At 57.1% G+C, this 16,956-nt stretch carries 17 protein-coding genes; 11 read left to right on the forward strand and 6 right to left on the reverse strand.

What is annotated here, in order from left to right; translation table 11 throughout:
- Positions 1 to 7 precede the first annotated feature (7 nt).
- From CTT34_RS06715 to arsJ, 6 genes are all read left to right on the forward strand, one after another.
- Complete coding sequence (locus CTT34_RS06715; RefSeq protein ID WP_159341740.1) at positions 8 to 1,021, forward strand: substrate-binding domain-containing protein; 1,014 nt, start codon at positions 8 to 10, stop codon at positions 1,019 to 1,021.
- A gap of 146 nt (positions 1,022 to 1,167) precedes the next feature.
- Positions 1,168 to 2,418, forward strand: coding sequence for a phosphate ABC transporter permease subunit PstC (gene pstC, locus CTT34_RS06720; RefSeq protein ID WP_159341741.1), 1,251 nt, complete (start codon positions 1,168 to 1,170; stop codon positions 2,416 to 2,418).
- A gap of 18 nt (positions 2,419 to 2,436) precedes the next feature.
- On the forward strand, positions 2,437 to 3,603 hold the full coding sequence (gene pstA, locus CTT34_RS06725) for a phosphate ABC transporter permease PstA (RefSeq protein ID WP_159341742.1): 1,167 nt from the start codon (positions 2,437 to 2,439) through the stop codon (positions 3,601 to 3,603).
- Between the two features lie 23 nt (positions 3,604 to 3,626).
- A complete protein-coding gene (pstB, locus tag CTT34_RS06730) occupies positions 3,627 to 4,466 on the forward strand; it encodes a phosphate ABC transporter ATP-binding protein PstB (protein WP_044630110.1) in 840 nt (279 codons plus the stop codon).
- Positions 4,467 to 4,593: 127 nt separating this feature from the next.
- Positions 4,594 to 5,625, forward strand: coding sequence for an ArsJ-associated glyceraldehyde-3-phosphate dehydrogenase (locus CTT34_RS06735; protein ID WP_159341743.1), 1,032 nt, complete (start codon positions 4,594 to 4,596; stop codon positions 5,623 to 5,625).
- 49 nt (positions 5,626 to 5,674) lie between these two features.
- Positions 5,675 to 6,841, forward strand: a complete 1,167-nt coding sequence (arsJ, locus tag CTT34_RS06740) for an organoarsenical effux MFS transporter ArsJ (RefSeq protein WP_390620280.1) — start codon at positions 5,675 to 5,677, stop codon at positions 6,839 to 6,841.
- Positions 6,842 to 6,861: 20 nt separating this feature from the next.
- Here arsJ and CTT34_RS06745 read toward each other — a convergent pair whose 3' ends face one another.
- From CTT34_RS06745 to arsH, 5 genes are read right to left on the reverse strand one after another with little or no spacing between them, the layout of a single operon-like run.
- Positions 6,862 to 7,176, reverse strand: a complete 315-nt coding sequence (locus tag CTT34_RS06745) for a CC/Se motif family (seleno)protein (protein ID WP_159341745.1) — start codon at positions 7,174 to 7,176, stop codon at positions 6,862 to 6,864.
- 17 nt (positions 7,177 to 7,193) lie between these two features.
- Positions 7,194 to 7,601, reverse strand: coding sequence for an arsenate reductase (glutaredoxin) (gene arsC / locus CTT34_RS06750; RefSeq protein WP_159341746.1), 408 nt, complete (start codon positions 7,599 to 7,601; stop codon positions 7,194 to 7,196).
- On the reverse strand, positions 7,592 to 8,254 hold the full coding sequence (locus CTT34_RS06755; RefSeq protein WP_159341747.1) for an NADPH-dependent FMN reductase: 663 nt from the start codon (positions 8,252 to 8,254) through the stop codon (positions 7,592 to 7,594). Before CTT34_RS06755 ends, arsC begins: the two co-directional genes overlap by 10 nt.
- A 12-nt stretch (positions 8,255 to 8,266) precedes the next feature.
- Complete coding sequence (arsB, locus tag CTT34_RS06760) at positions 8,267 to 9,334, reverse strand: ACR3 family arsenite efflux transporter (RefSeq protein ID WP_159341748.1); 1,068 nt, start codon at positions 9,332 to 9,334, stop codon at positions 8,267 to 8,269.
- Between the two features lie 13 nt (positions 9,335 to 9,347).
- Positions 9,348 to 10,067 carry an arsenical resistance protein ArsH gene (gene arsH / locus CTT34_RS06765; RefSeq protein ID WP_159341749.1) on the reverse strand — a complete coding sequence of 240 codons (720 nt, stop codon included), beginning with the start codon at positions 10,065 to 10,067 and terminating at the stop codon, positions 9,348 to 9,350.
- Positions 10,068 to 10,213: 146 nt separating this feature from the next.
- Here arsH and CTT34_RS06770 point away from each other — a divergent pair, with 146 nt between their 5' ends.
- Both CTT34_RS06770 and CTT34_RS06775 read left to right on the forward strand, forming a co-directional pair.
- Positions 10,214 to 10,624 carry an arsenate reductase ArsC gene (locus CTT34_RS06770; protein ID WP_159341750.1) on the forward strand — a complete coding sequence of 137 codons (411 nt, stop codon included), beginning with the start codon at positions 10,214 to 10,216 and terminating at the stop codon, positions 10,622 to 10,624.
- A gap of 26 nt (positions 10,625 to 10,650) precedes the next feature.
- Positions 10,651 to 12,342 carry a methyl-accepting chemotaxis protein gene (locus CTT34_RS06775; RefSeq protein WP_159341751.1) on the forward strand — a complete coding sequence of 564 codons (1,692 nt, stop codon included), beginning with the start codon at positions 10,651 to 10,653 and terminating at the stop codon, positions 12,340 to 12,342.
- A gap of 39 nt (positions 12,343 to 12,381) precedes the next feature.
- Here CTT34_RS06775 and CTT34_RS06780 read toward each other — a convergent pair whose 3' ends face one another.
- A complete protein-coding gene (locus CTT34_RS06780; RefSeq protein WP_159341752.1) occupies positions 12,382 to 13,569 on the reverse strand; it encodes an acetyl-CoA C-acyltransferase in 1,188 nt (395 codons plus the stop codon).
- Between the two features lie 127 nt (positions 13,570 to 13,696).
- On the opposite strand from CTT34_RS06780, the gene CTT34_RS06785 reads away from it, so the two are divergent.
- The 3 genes from CTT34_RS06785 to CTT34_RS06795 all read left to right on the forward strand — a co-directional run bounded on the left by CTT34_RS06785 (position 13,697) and on the right by CTT34_RS06795 (position 16,909).
- Entirely contained in the window at positions 13,697 to 14,260 is a 564-nt protein-coding gene (locus CTT34_RS06785) for a TetR/AcrR family transcriptional regulator (RefSeq protein ID WP_159341753.1), read from the forward strand.
- A 193-nt stretch (positions 14,261 to 14,453) separates the two neighbouring features.
- On the forward strand, positions 14,454 to 16,124 hold the full coding sequence (locus CTT34_RS06790; RefSeq protein WP_159341754.1) for an AMP-binding protein: 1,671 nt from the start codon (positions 14,454 to 14,456) through the stop codon (positions 16,122 to 16,124).
- Between the two features lie 17 nt (positions 16,125 to 16,141).
- On the forward strand, positions 16,142 to 16,909 hold the full coding sequence (locus tag CTT34_RS06795; protein WP_159341755.1) for an SDR family NAD(P)-dependent oxidoreductase: 768 nt from the start codon (positions 16,142 to 16,144) through the stop codon (positions 16,907 to 16,909).
- The last annotated feature ends 47 nt before the right edge of the window (positions 16,910 to 16,956 follow it).

The following is a 16,956-nucleotide window of genomic DNA, read 5'->3' on the forward strand; positions in this document are numbered from 1 at the left end:
ATTTCGCATGAACCGTATTCTAAAAACTACCGTCATCGCGGCGGCTGTAATGAGCGTTGCCGGTGTGGCACAAGCACGTGACCAGATTCGCATCGTCGGCTCCAGCACTGTTTATCCGTTCGCCAGCTACGTGACTGAAGAGTTCGGCGCACTGACCAACTACCCGACGCCGGTCATCGAGTCCACAGGTTCTGGCGGTGGTATTCGTTTGTTCTGTAACGGTGTTGGCGAAGGCACGCCGGACATCACCAATGCGTCTCGTCGCATGAAGTCTTCTGAACTCGAGCGTTGCGAAGAGAACGGCGTTACTGATATCACCGAAGCGAAAATCGGTTCTGACGGTATCGTTCTGGGTCTGGCGGCCACCAACGAGCCGATCGATCTGACGCTTGAGCAAATCTTCCTGGCGGTTGCCGCCCAGGTGCCGGTAGACGGCGAACTGGTTGACAACCCCTACACCAACTGGAGCGACATCGACGCTTCTCTGCCGGACCGCGCCATCTCTATCTATGGCCCGCCCAGCACGTCTGGTACCCGTGACGCGTTCGAAGAACTGGTCATGGAAGCCGCTTCTGCCGAGATGGATATCTACGGTGAAGAAGGTTACACCGACATCCGTACCGACGGTGTTTACATCGACGCCGGTGAGAACGACAACCTGATCGTTCAGCGCCTGGCAGAAGACACCGGTGCCTTCGGTATCTTCGGCTACTCCTTCCTGGTTGAGAACCCGGACACCATCATGGGTGCGTCCATCAACGGTGTTGAGCCGGAAGTCGAAGCTATCAGCTCTGGCGAGTACCCGGTAGCTCGTTCACTGTGGTTCTACCTGAAGAACCAGCACGCTGACGAAGTACCGCCGATGTACGAATACGCCAACATGTTCATGGAAGATCAGATGATTGGCGATGACGGTTACCTGGTTGATCTTGGTCTGATTCCGCTGCCGGAAGCCGAGCGTGAGCAAGCTCGTCAGAAAGTGGCTGACCGCACCAAGCTGGTGGCGGCTGACCTGAAATAATCGCTATTCGATAGTGATGACATGGCCGGTAGCGGATGCTACCGGCCATTTGTTTTGGGGTGCGCTGTCTTTGTCATATTGCTGTCATGTTTTTAATCCAAAGTAGCAGCCAACACGATTTCATTAGGTGATGCGAGAGAAATTCGATGCAAACAAACCAGCTACTTTTACTCTTTTGCACAGTGCTCTTGCTGCTTGGGCTAGTGGCCTTTTTTGTAGGCCGAGCGAAGGCTGCGCGGGTACGTGCTTCTGGCACGGCGATGTTCGCACAGCCTGATCAGTATGCCTGGTTTGCTGTTCTCTCAACGGCAGGGCCTGCGGTACTGGTGGGCGCGCTAGGGTCGTTGCTACTGCTGTTGTTAGGTGCGGAGATACCGCCCATGTATTTGCTGGCTGCGAGCTTGGTGGTCGCCGCAGCCGGGTTGGCGGTTGGGGTGGCGCAAGTGAAGCCCCACTTTCACGCTCGCCAAGCCATCGAGCGGGTGATTCGCTGGGTGCTGACCGGCGCGGCGATGATCTCGATCTTTACCACATTCGGTATTCTGTTTTCGATCATCTCGGAAGCGCTGCGTTTCTTCCAAATGCACAGTTTCTGGGACTTCATCACCGGCACAACCTGGAACCCCGGTGCGAGCTTTCTAGCGGCCGCAGGGCGCGGTGACGGCAGCAGCGCTGAGTTCGGTTCGGTGCCACTGTTCGCGGGCACCTTCATGATCACGGCCATTGCGCTGTTGGTCGCGGTGCCTATCGGTCTGTTGTCAGCGATTTACATGTCGGAGTACGCGCCTCAACGGGTGCGCACGATCGCTAAACCGGTGCTCGAAGTGCTGGCAGGTATTCCCACCGTGGTTTACGGTTTCTTCGCCGCCATTACCGTGGCACCGATCATCGTCAATATTGCCGGCTTCTTTGGGCTGGATGCGTCTTACAATAACGCCGTTGCGCCGGGTGTGGTCATGGGCATCATGATCATTCCGTTTATTTCCTCGCTCTCTGACGACGTGATCAACTCGGTGCCCGATAGCATGCGCCAGGGCTCGCTGGCACTGGGAATGACCAAAGGCGAAACCATTCGCGACGTGGTCGTGCCTGCGGCACTGCCCGGTATCATCTCTGCGGCGCTGCTGGGGATGTCCCGAGCGCTGGGTGAAACCATGATCGTGGTCATGGCGGCCGGTATGCGCCCGAACCTGACGGCCAATCCCTTGGAAGACATGACGACAGTGACCGTCCGTATCGTGGCATCGCTGACCGGCGACCAAGAGTTCGAGAGTGCGGAGACGCTGTCAGCCTTTGCACTGGGCCTGGTGCTGTTCGTCGTCACTCTGACGCTCAACCTGGTCTCTGTATTAATGATTCGTCGCTTCCGCGAAAAATACCGCGTGAACAACCTGTAACGCCGAGGAACTGATTCGATGAGCCACTCTTTTGACGAGATCAGCCAGCAGCTTAAGCGGCGTCACCGTAAGTCGGCCCGCCTGAAGTGGGTCTCCATGGGCGCGCTGGGTTTAGCAGGCCTGTTCTTGGTGCTGTTCTTTGCCGACATGCTGAGCAAAGGGTTGCCTGCGTTCCAGCAGGCCTATATCAATACCGAGATCAACTACACCGAAGAGGCGAGCCGCGATGGTCGTCAAGCGTTTGACGAGGAGTTGGTGCCGCTGATTAGCCGCACCGAGGTTCGCGTCATTCCGCTGCAGCTGCGCAATAACCCCGACATGATCGGTACCTCCGAGCAGCGCTGGATGCTGGCCAACAGCGAAGTGGACCAGTATCTGAAAGGACATCGCAACAGCTTGAGCGACGAAGAGAAAGCCGAAATCGACGAGCGGGTTGCTTCAGGTCAGGTGGATTTGCGTTTCAATAAAACGTTCTTCGGCTCAGGGGATTCGAAAATCGCCGAGAACGCCGGTATCTTGTCGGCGGTGGTGGGGACGGTCATGACCATGATCGTGACGCTGCTGATCTCTTTCCCCATTGGCGTGATGACGGCCATCTATCTGGAAGAGTTCGCACCGGATAATCGTTTTACCCAGATCATCGAGATCAACATCAACAACTTGGCAGCGATTCCGTCGATTCTGTTTGGTCTGCTAGGTTTGGCGATCTTCATCAACTTCTTTGGCGTGCCGCGCTCATCTCCGCTGGCAGGCGGTATGACGCTGGCGCTGATGACCCTTCCCGTCATCATCATTGCCACCCGTACGGCACTGCGTAGTGTGCCGGACTCCATTCGCCATGCGGCATTTGGCGTAGGCTGCTCGCGCTGGCAAGTGGTTCGTGATCACGTTCTTCCGCTGGCGATGCCCGGTATCATGACCGGTTCGATCATTGGCCTGGCGCAGGCGATGGGTGAAACTGCACCGCTGATCATTGTAGGGATGGTGGCCTTCATTCCGGATGTCAGCGCTTCCTTTACCCAGGCAGCCACGGTCATGCCCGCGCAGATCTTTACCTGGTCAGGCGAGCCGGAGCAGGCCTTCGTTGAAAAAACCGCTGGTGGCATCTTAGTGCTACTGTCTGTGCTGATTTCGCTCAACGCCTTTGCCGTTGTGCTACGCAAGAAATTCGAGCGCCGCTGGTAAGCCGGCGCCCAAGAGGACACTTTATGAATAGCCAAGCACCCGTTATGAATCAGCAGCATGCACCAGACGTTGGCCAGCCCTACACGCGTAACGAGCAAGCATGTCACGATCTCAGCATTCGTGTTCGCGACCTCAACCTGTGGTACGGCAAGAGCCAAGCGCTGAAAGGGCTGAACATCGACCTGTTCCAGAAGAACGTGACCGCGCTGATTGGCCCTTCGGGGTGCGGTAAATCGACCTTTTTGCGCTGCTTGAACCGTATGAACGACTTGATTCCCAGCGTACATATTGAAGGCCTGGTGGAGATGGACGGCCAGGATGTGAATGCTGGCAAGATGGATGAAGTGGCGCTGCGCCGCCGGGTAGGGATGGTGTTTCAGAAGCCTAACCCGTTCCCGAAATCGATCTACGAAAACATCGCTTACGCGCCGCGTATGCACGACCTGGTGAGCCGTAAAGCCGACCAGGACGAGCTGGTCGAGAAGGCTCTGCGCGATGCTGGCTTGTGGAACGAAGTGAAAGACAAGCTGCAAGAGCCGGGCACTTCGCTCTCTGGTGGTCAGCAGCAGCGTTTGTGCATTGCACGAGCCATTGCCGTTCAGCCGGATGTGATTTTGATGGACGAACCGACGTCCGCTCTGGACCCGATCTCCACGGCCACCATCGAAGACCTAATGGACAAGCTGAAAGAGCAGTTCACCATCGTGACCGTGACGCACAACATGCAGCAGGCGGCGCGCGTGGCGGACTACACGGCGTTCTTCCACCTGGGGGAAATCATCGAGTACAACGACACGAAAGTGATGTTCTCGACGCCCGCACAGAAGAAGACCGAAGACTACATCTCAGGCCGTTACGGTTAAATAGACTGCTATTTGTTGGCCCGCTGTCATGGCGGGCTTTCAAGCAGCGTTTTTTTGACTACCAATATATGTTTTTTCGTATGTAAGCGGTAGGCTGGGCCTTTATTGCATATTTGGAGACTTCCCTATGTCACTTCGCATCGGTATTAATGGATTTGGCCGTATTGGACGCCTAGCGCTGCGCAGCCTTTGGTCGCAGGTGACGACAGGCGAGGTGACCTTGGTGCGTATCAACGACCCTGGTGGTGATGCGGCCACCTTTGCCCATTTATTGGAGTTTGATTCCGTCCACGGCCAATGGACGCCAGGAAAGGGCATGACGTCGCGTCAGGATGCCATCGTCATTGATGGACATGAGGTGGCCTTTAGCACTCATAAAACCATCGCGGAAAGCGATTGGTCCAGCTGCGACGTGGTCATCGAATGCTCCGGTAAAATGAAGAGTACCGACAAGCTGCAGGCTTACCTGAATCAAGGCGTTGGGCGCGTGGTAGTGAGTGCGCCGGTGAAAGAGGAGGGCGTGCTCAACGTGGTGGTGGGCGTTAACGATCATTTGTTCGAGCCAGCCAAGCACCGCATCGTCACGGCCGCTAGCTGTACTACTAACTGCCTAGCGCCGGTCGTTAAAGTGATTCTCGAGCATTTCGGTATCCGTCATGGCTCGATGACCACCGTACACGACATCACCAACACCCAAACCATTCTTGATGCCCCTCATAAAGACCTGCGTCGCGCTCGCGCCTGCGGCATGAGTCTCATCCCTACTACCACGGGCTCGGCGAAAGCCATTACGGCGATTTTTCCTGAGCTAGAAGGCAAGCTCAACGGCCACGCGATCCGTGTGCCGCTGGCCAACGCGTCGCTCACCGATATGGTGTTCGAGCTTGAGCGGGAAGTAACCGTCGAGGAGGTAAATCAAGCGCTCAAGGCCGCCGCCGAAGGGCCGCTGAAAGGCATCCTCGGTTATGAAGAGCGCCCGCTGGTATCGATCGACTACCGCACTGACCCGCGCAGCTCGATCATTGATGCCCTCTCTACCATGGTGGTGAACGGCACTCAGTTAAAGCTCTACGCCTGGTACGACAACGAGTGGGGCTATGCCAATCGTACCGCCGAGCTGGCACGTAAGGTGGGCAAGGAGCCAGTGGGTCGTGGCTGAATCGCTGCTGGATAAAGTCAAGGCGCTACCGTTCGAGGTGCGCCAGTACATGCTGATTACAGGCAACTATTGGGCGTTCACCGTGACCGACGGCGCGCTGCGGATGCTGGTGGTGATGTATTTCCACCAGCTAGGCTACTCGCCGTTGGAAATCGCCATGCTGTTCCTCTTCTACGAAGCGTTTGGCGTGGTGACGAACTTGGTGGGGGGCTGGTTAGGGGCGAGATTGGGCTTGAACCGCACCATGAACGTGGGGTTGGGTCTGCAAATCGTGGCGCTCGCCATGCTCATGGTACCGGCGAGCATGCTGACCGTGGTGTGGGTCATGGCCGCTCAGGCGCTGTCAGGCATTGCCAAAGACCTCAACAAAATGAGCGCTAAAAGCGCCGTGAAGGTGTTGGTGCCGGCCACGAGTGCCAATGCCAACAGCGCCTTATACCGCTGGGTCGCTATGTTGACCGGCTCTAAAAATGCCCTGAAAGGCCTGGGCTTTTTCGTTGGTGGTGTACTGCTCACGCTGATTGGCTTTCGTGGGGCGGTCATTGCCATGGCCATCATGCTGGGTGCTGTGCTGCTACTATCGCTCTGGCGCCTAAAAGCAGATTTAGGCAAGCAAAAAGTCAAACCCAAGTTCACCGAGATCTTTTCTAAATCCCGCGCCATCAACGTGCTCTCGGCCGCGCGGTTTTGCCTGTTTGCCTCGCGCGACGTGTGGTTCGTCGTGGCGCTGCCGGTCTTTCTTTATGATCAGCACGGCTGGAGCCACTGGACCGTAGGTGGCCTATTGGCGGCCTGGATCATCGGCTATGGTGGCGTACAAACCCAAGCACCAAAACTCACAGCCCTGCTAAAAGGCGATGCGAGAACCATCACCGCTGGGTGGGCTGCCGCCCTGGCTGTTCTGGCCATTCTACTGGCGCTACTTCCCTTGGCGCAGGTAGGCTGGCTAGTGGTGGGCCTGTTGGCGTTTGGCGTGCTGTTTGCCGTGAACTCCAGTTGGCATAGCTACTTGATCGTTCACTATGCCCGGGCCGACGGCGTCTCTATGGACGTCGGGTTTTACTATATGGCCAATGCCATGGGGCGCTTGGTCGGCACGCTGCTCTCCGGGTGGCTCTATATGGCATACGGCCTGAGCGCCTGCCTCTGGGTAGCGGCTGCCTTGGTGGCGGCAAGCGCCGTCATGGCCCTCGCGTTGCCCAAGCAGGTGGCGTGAGCAAAGCGCACCACGCCGATTCACGGCGTGGGCGTGTCCTGGTGCCCTGCGCGTAGCGGGGCGCCATCGACGAAGAGTCGCTGGAGTTTCCACCAGCCTTCCACCCGAAGTCGCAAGCCCTGCCGAGCAAGCTCTGGGGCTACCCAGAGCCAGACCCCTTCGAGAAAGTGGCTTTCAAATGCCGAAGTGTCGTTAGGTGCATGTGTCTCAGCGATGGCGATGCGCGACGTGCCTCCGCAGCAGCCGTGACGGGGGGAGCATCTCACGGTGACCACGCCCCCTTGTTGCTTGATAAACGCAGCCGCTGTTTCTTCTATATCAATGATCGGGTCCATTGCTGCGTGAGTGCCTCTTATTGGGGTGGATAGTCAACACGCTCGCCATCCTCTTTCACAAAGTGCGCCACCGGCCGATCCAGCAGCGCTAGCACCTGTTCGGAAGGTCGGCAGAGTTTTGCCCCTTTGGGGGTGATGACGATTGGGCGATTGATGAGAATAGGGTGGGCCATCATGGCATCGATAAGCTGCTCATCGTCTAGCGTTGGGTCATCCAAGGACAGTTCATCGTAAGGCGTGCCTTTGCGGCGCAGCAGCGCTCTCGGCGATAGCGTCATCATCGCCAGCAATTCTACCAAGCGCTCTCGGCTTGGCGGTGTGTCCAGGTAGTGGATCACGTCAGGCGACTCCCCTGACGCCTTGATCATGGCTAACGTATTGCGGGACGTTCCACAGTTAGGGTTGTGGTAAATGGTTACTGACATGAGGGGGCGTCACGTTGGCTAGGGGTATGATGAAACGCGGGCGATAGGCGAGTGGGGTCTTGCTCGGCTTTATGTGCGTTGGCGGCGTCGGCCCACCACATGAGCTGCGCGAGCGTCCGACCAAAATAGCTTTCCCAGCGCTCCTGCTCCGCCTGAAATTGTCCATCGCTATCGATGGCTTCGTGGGCCTTCGGGATATGTATCATCGCTGAAACGGGCAAGCAGCCCAGCTCGGATAGAAACGAGCGCATATTCACCGCCGCGCGGGAGCCGCCCCACTGGCCCATGGAGTAGGTCACGATGGCGCTGGGTTTGAACGCAAATAGCGACGCGCCAAAGTGATTCAATAAATGACTCAGCGCCGGGCTCATCGCGTGATTGTACTCTGGGCTGACCATCACGTAGCCGTCTGCCCGGTCGATTTTCGTTGCCAGGGCATCCAACTCATCCGGTACGGTGGAGGCAGAGTAGGCAAAATGCGGTTTGAACGGACCGCTCAGATCGAGTGCGAGCGGGTCAATGATCTCCGCCGTCGTATCGCGCTGAGCGCTGAGTAAGCGCAAGCACGCCCTGGCTACCCGCTCGCCCAGGCGGGCGGGTGCGGGAGGCGTTGACGTTCTGGTCGAGCCGAGAAAAATCAAATAGTGCGCCATCAAGCAGGCTCCTTAAGCATGAGTAGGGAAGTGCTGGCGCGTGTTATTGGCAATGCGCACCAGGGCCAGCATCAGCGGGACTTCTACCAGTACACCCACCACCGTAGCTAGCGCAGCGCCCGACTGAAGGCCGAACAGCGCGATGGCGGCAGCCACGGCAAGCTCGAAAAAGTTGCTGGCACCAATCATCGCCCCAGGTGCAGCAATAGGGTGCGGTACGCGCCACGCTTTTGCCCAGCCATAGGCAACGAAGAAGATCAAAAACGTCTGCAGAATTAGTGGAACGGCGATCAGTACGATATGCAGCGGATTGACGAGAATGACATCGCCCTGAAACGCGAACAGCAGGACCAGCGTAATGATCAGACCCATCGGCGTGACTGGGCCAATGCGCTTCATAAAGACGTTGTCGTACCACTGGGCACCGCGCTTAGCGATAAGGGTTTTCCGCGTGAGGTAGCCTGCCGCTAGAGGAATGACGATGTAGAGCACTACCGACAGCAGGACCGTATCCCAGGGTACCTGAATATTAGAGATGCCCAGCAGCAAGACCACGATCGGCGCAAAGGCAAACAGCATAATCAGGTCATTGAGCGCCACTTGCACTAGCGTGTAGGCTGCGTCGCCACGGGTCAGATAGCTCCAGACGAAGACCATCGCGGTGCAGGGCGCCGCACCCAGCAAGATGGCTCCCGCGAGGTATTGGCTGGCTAGGTCATCCGATATCCAAGGTTTAAATATCACCATGAAAAACAGCCATGCCAGGGCAAACATGGTGAAGGGTTTGATGAGCCAGTTTACCGTGGTGGTGATGGCCAGCCCCTTCGGCTGACGGCGAACGCCAGCAATGGCGCTAAAGTCAATTTGCGCCATCATCGGAAAAATCATCGCCCAGATCAGTACCGCAATCGGGATCGATACCTGTGCGTACTCAAAACGTGACAATGCCTCGGGAATGGCCGGTGCCCACTGTCCGAGCGCAATCCCCGCCAAAATTGCAGCGGCGACCCAAAGCGACAAGTAGCGCTCGAAAAGCCCCATATCGGCACTGCTGGGGGCTGCTTGCTCCTGATGTGACATGCTCGCTCCTTGATTAGATGGCCCGCTGGTTAACGCGCTTGGAGAGTTCTTCGGCGCTCTCTTTACGCTCTGAGTATCGATCCGTGAGCAGCTCGCTGCGCTCTCGTACTAGTAAGGTGAATTTCACGAGTTCTTCCATGACATCCACGATGCGGTCGTAAAACGACGACGGCTTCATACGGTCGTTCTCATCGAACTCCATGAAGGCTTTGGGCACGGAGGATTGATTGGGGATCGTCACCATGCGCATCCAGCGGCCCAAAATGCGCAGCTGGTTCACCGTGTTAAAAGATTGTGAACCACCGCAGACCTGCATCACGGCCAGGGTTTTGCCTTGGGTAGGGCGTACGCCACCAAGCGCTAGGGGAATCCAGTCGATTTGGGCTTTCATGATGCCCGTCATCGCTCCGTGACGCTCCGGCGAGCACCACACCATCCCGTCTGCCCACTGCGCCAGTGAGCGTAGCTCTTCCACCTTGGGGTGGCTGGCATCCTCGGCATCTGGGAGAGGCAGGCCGCGCGGATTAAAAATGTGTGTTTCAGCGCCCATGGCATTTAGCAGGCGGGCGGCTTCTTCGACCGCTAAGCGGCTAAACGAGCGCTCACGAAGAGAGCCGTATAGCAGTAGCACCCTGGGGGCGGGAAGCGAGGAGGGCGGTAACCCCAATGATTCGAGGCTAGGGGTTTGAAAGCACTCACGGGCGAGATTGGGTAACTCCTCAAACAGGGCCATGGGGGCTCCTTGGTCGACAATCGATAGGTGGCTTTCATGATATATGTTTTTTCGTATATTTCTAGCCGCCTGTCTGGGTTGCAATATCTCCGTCATCATCGGGGCGTATGGTGACGATGTAAAATTAAATAAGAGGTTGTTGAATTATGTCGAAGCGTCGCGTGCTCTTTCTCTGCAATGCCAACTCTGCGCGCTCTCTCATGGGGGAGGTGCTACTTCGCCATATGGCCGGTGATCGCTTCGAATCCTTCAGTGCGGGCTCGGAACCTGATGAGCCCCATGCGTTAACCCTTGAAGCCTTGAAAAAACAGGGTCTTTCGACAGAGGGGCTGCACAGTAAGTCGCTGGATCAATTCGAGAACGACACGTTCGACGTGGTGATCGTACTGTGTGACAAAGCCCAGCAGGCGTGCCGGGAGTGGCAAGGAAAGGCTGACGAGATTTTATTCTGGGACATCCGTGACCCTCGTCTGATGAGTAAGTTGGATGCTTACGAGCAGGCGCTGTTCGAGATCCGCCACCGTTTACAGCTGTGGCTACCGCTACAAAAAAGCTGATCATTCCTATCTCGACGGAGTGCACCATGAAATTCATCAATAACTTAAGCGTCAAAGCAAGCTGGACGCTGGTACTCGTGACCTTTACCTGCTTGGTGCTAGCCATCGGCGGCTTGGGTCTGTTTGCCAACCAATTTGGGCGCGATGCGTTTACATCGATGCAGCAGCGTGACATGGCCCAGGTGCGTGAGCTGAACAGTGCTTACACGCAGCTACTGCGTGCCCGGGTACAGATGAATCGGGCGGCGGAGTTGATTCGCACGCCGTCGTTCGATCGTCCCGAGCCGCTGCTGGAAGAAGCGGAACGACTGCTGGCTTCGGCGTCCACGCACTTTGATGCTTTCGAGGCGAGCTTCCCAGAGGGGGAGTTGCCGGATCTAGTCGGGCAATTGTCTAACGATTTCCAATCCCTGGTGAATAACAACCTCAACCTGCAGATGATGATGCTGGAAGAGCGCGACGTGCGCGGCTTTTTATCTGGCGAGTCGCGGGTCGATGACAGTAGCCAACAGTTCGTCAATACGGCGGAAGCCTTCTACGGCTACTCGGTAGCGCGCGGTGCTGGTCTGTCCGAACGCTTCGAAAACGTCTCATCGTTGCTGTTCATGGGTGTGATCGGAGTCGTCGTCCTGGCACTGCTGGTGGTGGGGGTCGTGGTATGGGGCGTGCGTCGTAACGTACTGCGTCCACTGCGCGTCATCACTCAGCACTTCAAACGTATTGCTAAAGGTGATTTATCCTCTCCGGTGGAAGCGCACGCCAATAATGAAATTGGCCTGCTCTTTACCGAGCTGGCGAATATGCAGCGCTCGCTGACCACGACTGTGAATCAGCTCAATAACAGTAGCCAGCAGGTCTATACCGATAGCCAAGCCATGGCGACACAAAGCCAGCAGCTGGCTGGCCAAACCGACTCTCAGGTGTCGGCACTGCAACAAATGGCCGCCAGCCTCGAACAGCTCACCGCCACGGTCAATCAGAATGCGGAAAGTGCTGCCCACGTCAATCGCTCGACCACTGACGTGTCTCACAAGGCGCAGCAGGGAGATGAGGTCATTTCCCAGTTCATCGCCACCATGCGGTCGATCAACCAGCACTCCGAAGAAATCCAAACCATCATTACCGTGATCGAAAGCATTGCTTTCCAAACCAATATTTTGGCATTGAACGCGTCGGTCGAGGCCGCTCGCGCCGGTGAGCATGGTCGCGGCTTTGCGGTCGTCGCCAGCGAAGTGCGAGCGCTCGCCACGCGCAGTGCCGATGCCGCCCACGATATTCGTGCGCGCATCGAGGCATCCCGCAAGAGCGTCGAAGAGGGGAGTGAACTGTCTCAGCAGGCGGGTGAGCACACGCGGGCCATCATGCAGGCGGCGACCGAAGTCGAGCACTTGATGGCACAAATGGCCAAAGCGTCCGAGGAGCAGCGGCGCGGTATCGAAGAGGTCAACGTGGCGGTCACGCAGATCGATGCGACGACGCAAGACACGATGCGGTTGGTGAATCAAACGGCGCAGAGTGCCGAAGGGCTGACACAGGAAGCGCTGCAGATGCGTGAATATGCAGGGCAGTTCCAAATAGCCGAAGGTATTGACAGTGCTGAGGCCGGCGAGGAGTCGGTGGAAGAGTCGCAGCCTCTAGAGCAGTTGGATTGGCAGGCCATGGCTAGCGCTGAATCGGAGGATCGTGACTATAAGGACGATATGCGCGCCCTGGCATAAAGCAAAGCCAAGGCACGCGATGGGCGAGCTGTTGGGCGTTTAATCCATCAGCTCAACGGCAACGGCGGTGGCTTCTCCACCGCCAATGCAGAGGCTGGCAATACCGCGTTTTCCTCCCTTGGCGCGTAGAGCATGGATCAGCGTAGCGATGATCCGCGATCCCGTGGAGCCCACCGGGTGGCCTTGAGCGCAAGCACCGCCAAAGACGTTCACTTTGTCATGGGGCAAGCCTAGGTCGTCCATGGCCATGAGCGTCACGACGGCAAAGGCTTCATTGATTTCGAACAAGTCGACATCGTTGACGCCCCAGCCCAGCTTTTTCATCAGTTTATCGATGGCACCCACCGGCGCAATGGTGAATTCGCTTGGGTGGCGCGAGTGTGTCGCATGCCCCAGCATTTTTGCCAATGGTTTAACGCCATGGCGCTGCGCGGCTGCATGGCTTGCCAAAATGAGTGCCGACGCGCCATCGGAGATGGAGCTAGCGTTGGCTGCGGTGATGGTGCCATCTTTGGCAAACGCAGGGCGCAGCTGCCGTATCTTGTCTAGCTTGGCTTGAAAGGGTTGCTCATCGTGGGAAACGATCGTCTCACCCTGGCGCGTCGTCACCGTGACTGGCGCCATTTCGGCGTCCAAGTCGCCGTTGTTGGTGGCGGCCATCGCCCGCTCTAAGGACGCAATGGCGAAATCATCCAGCCGCTCGCGCGTATAGCCCCTTTCTGTGGCTACTTCTTGGGCAAAAACGCCCATTAGCTTGCCCGTTTCGGCGTCTTCCAAACCGTCCAAGAACATGTGGTCTTTCAGCTCGCCGTGGCCCAGGCGGTAGCCGCTGCGCGCTTTGGTCAGCACGTGGGGAGCGTTCGACATCGACTCCATGCCGCCTGCCAGCAGAATGTCGCCGGTGCCTGCTTTGATCAAATCATGCGCAAGCATGGCTGCTTTCATCCCCGAGCCACAGAGCTTATTGATGGTCGTGGCACCGTTGGCATCTGGAATGCCTGCCTGGCGCATCGCCTGGCGGGCAGGGCCTTGTTTGACACCAGCAGGCAGCACGCAGCCCATGATGCCCTCTTCGATGGAGGCGGCATCGATACCTGCGCGCTCGATGGCAGCGCGGATCGCCACGGCGGCAAGTTCAGGGGCGCTCATACTGGAAAGGCTGCCCATCATGCCGCCCATCGGGGTGCGAGCGGCGGATAAAAAGACGACGTCGGTAGCGCTACTCATTGTCTATCTCCTGATAGATTTTTTGTGATTATCGGGCTGAGTGTTTAGCGATGCGTTGACCCGTTCGCGGGGCTGTGGTCTTCTCCTACGTAACCAAGCAAGCGCTAGTGTAAATGACATGAATGTAATGAATGCATCTCCTCGCCGCAAGGAATTGACGCGCTTAGCAGCTCAGCTATTCGTCCAAGAGGGCTTTGATCGCACCACGGTGCGCATGCTGGCCCAGGAAATGGGCATCAAATCCGGCAGCCTGTTTCATCACTTCAAAGACAAGCAGGAAATTTTGGCGGCCGTGATCGAGGAGGGCACCCAAAATGCGCTTGGCATTGCAAAAGCCGCGCTGCAGTCTTGCCCTAACAATGCGGAGGCACGGCTTCATGCCATGGCAAGAGCCCACCTGGAAACGCTCTTTACCGATCGCAACGCCCACGTGGTGGCGCTGTTCGAGTGGCGACGGTTAGACCCCGCTGCCAGCGCGCATCTGAGCCATCTGCGTGATGCATACGAGGGGCTATGGGTCGAAGTGATCGATGATGCCCTAGCGGCAGGGCTAATTCATGGTGACCGCTTTCTCGTCTCTCGCTTCATTCTGGGCGCGTTGAACTGGACCGTCCGCTGGTATGACCCTAACGGCCCGCGTACGCCCGATGAACTTGCCGATGAGTTAGTGGCCATGATCCTCTCCCGCTAAGGCGTGATGGCTCCTCTTCTCAATCGACCAACGTCTAACCTTATTGCATCGCTTGTGGCTTGCGCTCTTGAGTAAATGCTTTTAGCGTTGGTCTATCGGCAGGTTTCCGTTAACGTAAACGCACAATAACAGCAATGCGATGAAGAAGCCTGCCTGTCCGAGTGCTCACGACCAACAACACAAGAGAGCCGTCATGACAGCCACCCCCACGTCACTCCCCCCGTATTCGACTTTTCTAGAGAGCTTTTCGGTGGATAGCGTCGTCGCCAAGCTAGACGATCATCAAGATGGGTATTTGAATGCCTTTGAGGCCTGCTGTGGCCGACATGTCCGCCAAGGGCGGGGCGATGTCATCGCACTGGTACATGAAGATACCCAGGGCGTCATCCATTCGCTGACCTACGCCGAGCTGGATCAGCAGAGCGGTCAATTAGCTGGCTGGTTCCAACACCAAGGGCTGGGTGAGGGCGATCGAATTGCCTGCATGTTGCCCCGTTCGGTCAATTTGCTGATTACCGTGCTGGCAACCTGGCGCATTGGGGCCGTCTACCAGCCGCTGTTCACTGCGTTTGGGCCGGACGCCGTGGATTATCGGCTTAGCCGAGCAGACACCAAGCTGGTGATTACCGATCGCGTAAATCGCTATAAATTCGATGGTTTGAGCCAGTGCCCACCAGTATTGGCGGTGGGCGGCGCAACCCGAGAGCACCCCAATGACCACGACTGGCAGGCTGCGTTGACGTATACGTCAATGAGCGACAGGCCGCCTAGATTGTCGCCGGATAAACCGTTTCTACAGATGTTTACTTCGGGCACGGTGGGAAAGCCCAAAGGTGTCGCCGTGCCGCTGTCGGGTATGACCGCATTTGCGCTCTATATGGAGTTGGCGGTCGATCTGCGTGAGGATGACCGGTTCTGGAACATGGCAGATCCAGGCTGGGCCTACGGTCTCTATTACGCTATTGCAGGGCCAATGCTCTTGGGCGTTACCACGCACTTTTGCGAGGCTGGTTTTAGTGCTGAGGGCGCGTTGGCCTTTATGACACGTCATCGCATTACCAACTTCGCGGCGGCACCTACGGCTTACCGATTGATGAAAGCGTCAGGCCTGTTTGACGACGCTCATCAAACGTTGACGCTGCGAGCAGCCAGCTCTGCAGGGGAGCCGCTCAACACCGAGGTCGTCACCTGGGTCGAAAAATCCTTGGGTTGCCCGGTCATGGATCATTATGGCCAAACGGAAACCGGAATGACCTGTAATAACCACCACTCTCTCGAGCACCCTAAGCATGTGGGGGCCATGGGCGTTCCTATGCCGGGCTACCGTCTGGCCATTCTCGATGCGGAATACAATGAGCTGCCACCCGGTGAGCCCGGTGTGCTGGCGGTGGATATCAAGAACTCACCCGCTCACTTTTTCCAAGGCTATACCTGGCAGGAGAAAGACCCCTTCGTTAATGGCTACTACCTGACCGGCGATGTGGTGATTCGTAATGAGGATGGTTCGTTCCAGTTTGCAGGCCGTGACGATGACATCATCACGACTGCAGGGTATCGGGTAGGCCCGACAGACGTTGAAAATAGCGTGATGACACATCCAGCGGTGGCGGAATCTGCGGCGGTGGGGCAGCCAGACGAGATTCGTGGCGAAGTGATCAAATCCTATATCGTACTGCGCGATGGTTACGAGCCGAGTGATGCCCTGGCCGAAGAAATTCGCCAGCAGGTGCGCGAACGGCTCTCTACTCACGCTTTCCCTAGGGTGATTGAGTTTGTCGATGAGCTACCTAAAACACCCAGCGGCAAGATTCAGCGCTTTAAGTTACGTGCTCAAGCGGCAGAGCAAGTACGTCATCACTCATAATTCATAGGACATGTGCCATGCAGGTAAAGGATCGTACGTTTTTGATCACCGGGGCTGCCTCAGGTCTTGGTGCGGCCACGGCAGAACGGCTGGTAAGCGCTGGCGCCAATGTGCTGCTGTGCGATATGAGTGATCGCGTGTCGAATTTAGCAGAACAGCTGGGTGTTCAGGCCAAAGCCTGTGTCGCTGATATTACCTCTGCCACCGATATGCAGCAGGCGATAGATAGGGCGGTGGCGTTGGGTGGCGAAAGCGGGCTTTCTGGCGTGGTTCACTGTGCGGGTGTGGTGAGCGTCGCCAAGCTAGTGGATCGAGAAGGCAACCCCGCCGATCTTGATAGCTATGCGCGCACGGTCCATATCAACTTAGTCGGCACTTTTAATGTGATGCGGCTCGCGGCCGCTGCGATGGCTAAAAACCCGCCGGGTGATAGCGGTGAGCGTGGTGTGATTATCAACACAGCGTCTATTGCGGCGTTCGATGGGCAGGTGGGGCAGTGTGCCTACAGCGCCTCTAAGGCGGGGGTCGTGGGAATGAGCCTGCCAGCGGCGAGAGAACTGTCCCGACATGCCATTCGCGTCATGGCCATTGCGCCTGGGGTATTTGAAACGCCGATGATGAGTGAAATCCCTGACGAGGCTGCACAGGCGTTAGCTGCTGCCGTGCCTTTCCCCAAGCGTTTGGGTAAGCCTGAGGAGTTTGCACGGCTAGCAGAGCAGATCATTACCAACCCCATGCTTAATGGAGAGGTAATTCGTTTGGACGGCGGTATCCGAATGCAATAACAGCTTTCAAGTAAGTCTTTCTGGTTAGCCTGCTCGAGGTTTTGAGC

It is taken from the genome of Halomonas meridiana, assembly GCF_009846525.1.
In the GTDB taxonomy this organism is placed as follows: Bacteria; Pseudomonadota; Gammaproteobacteria; order Pseudomonadales; family Halomonadaceae; genus Vreelandella.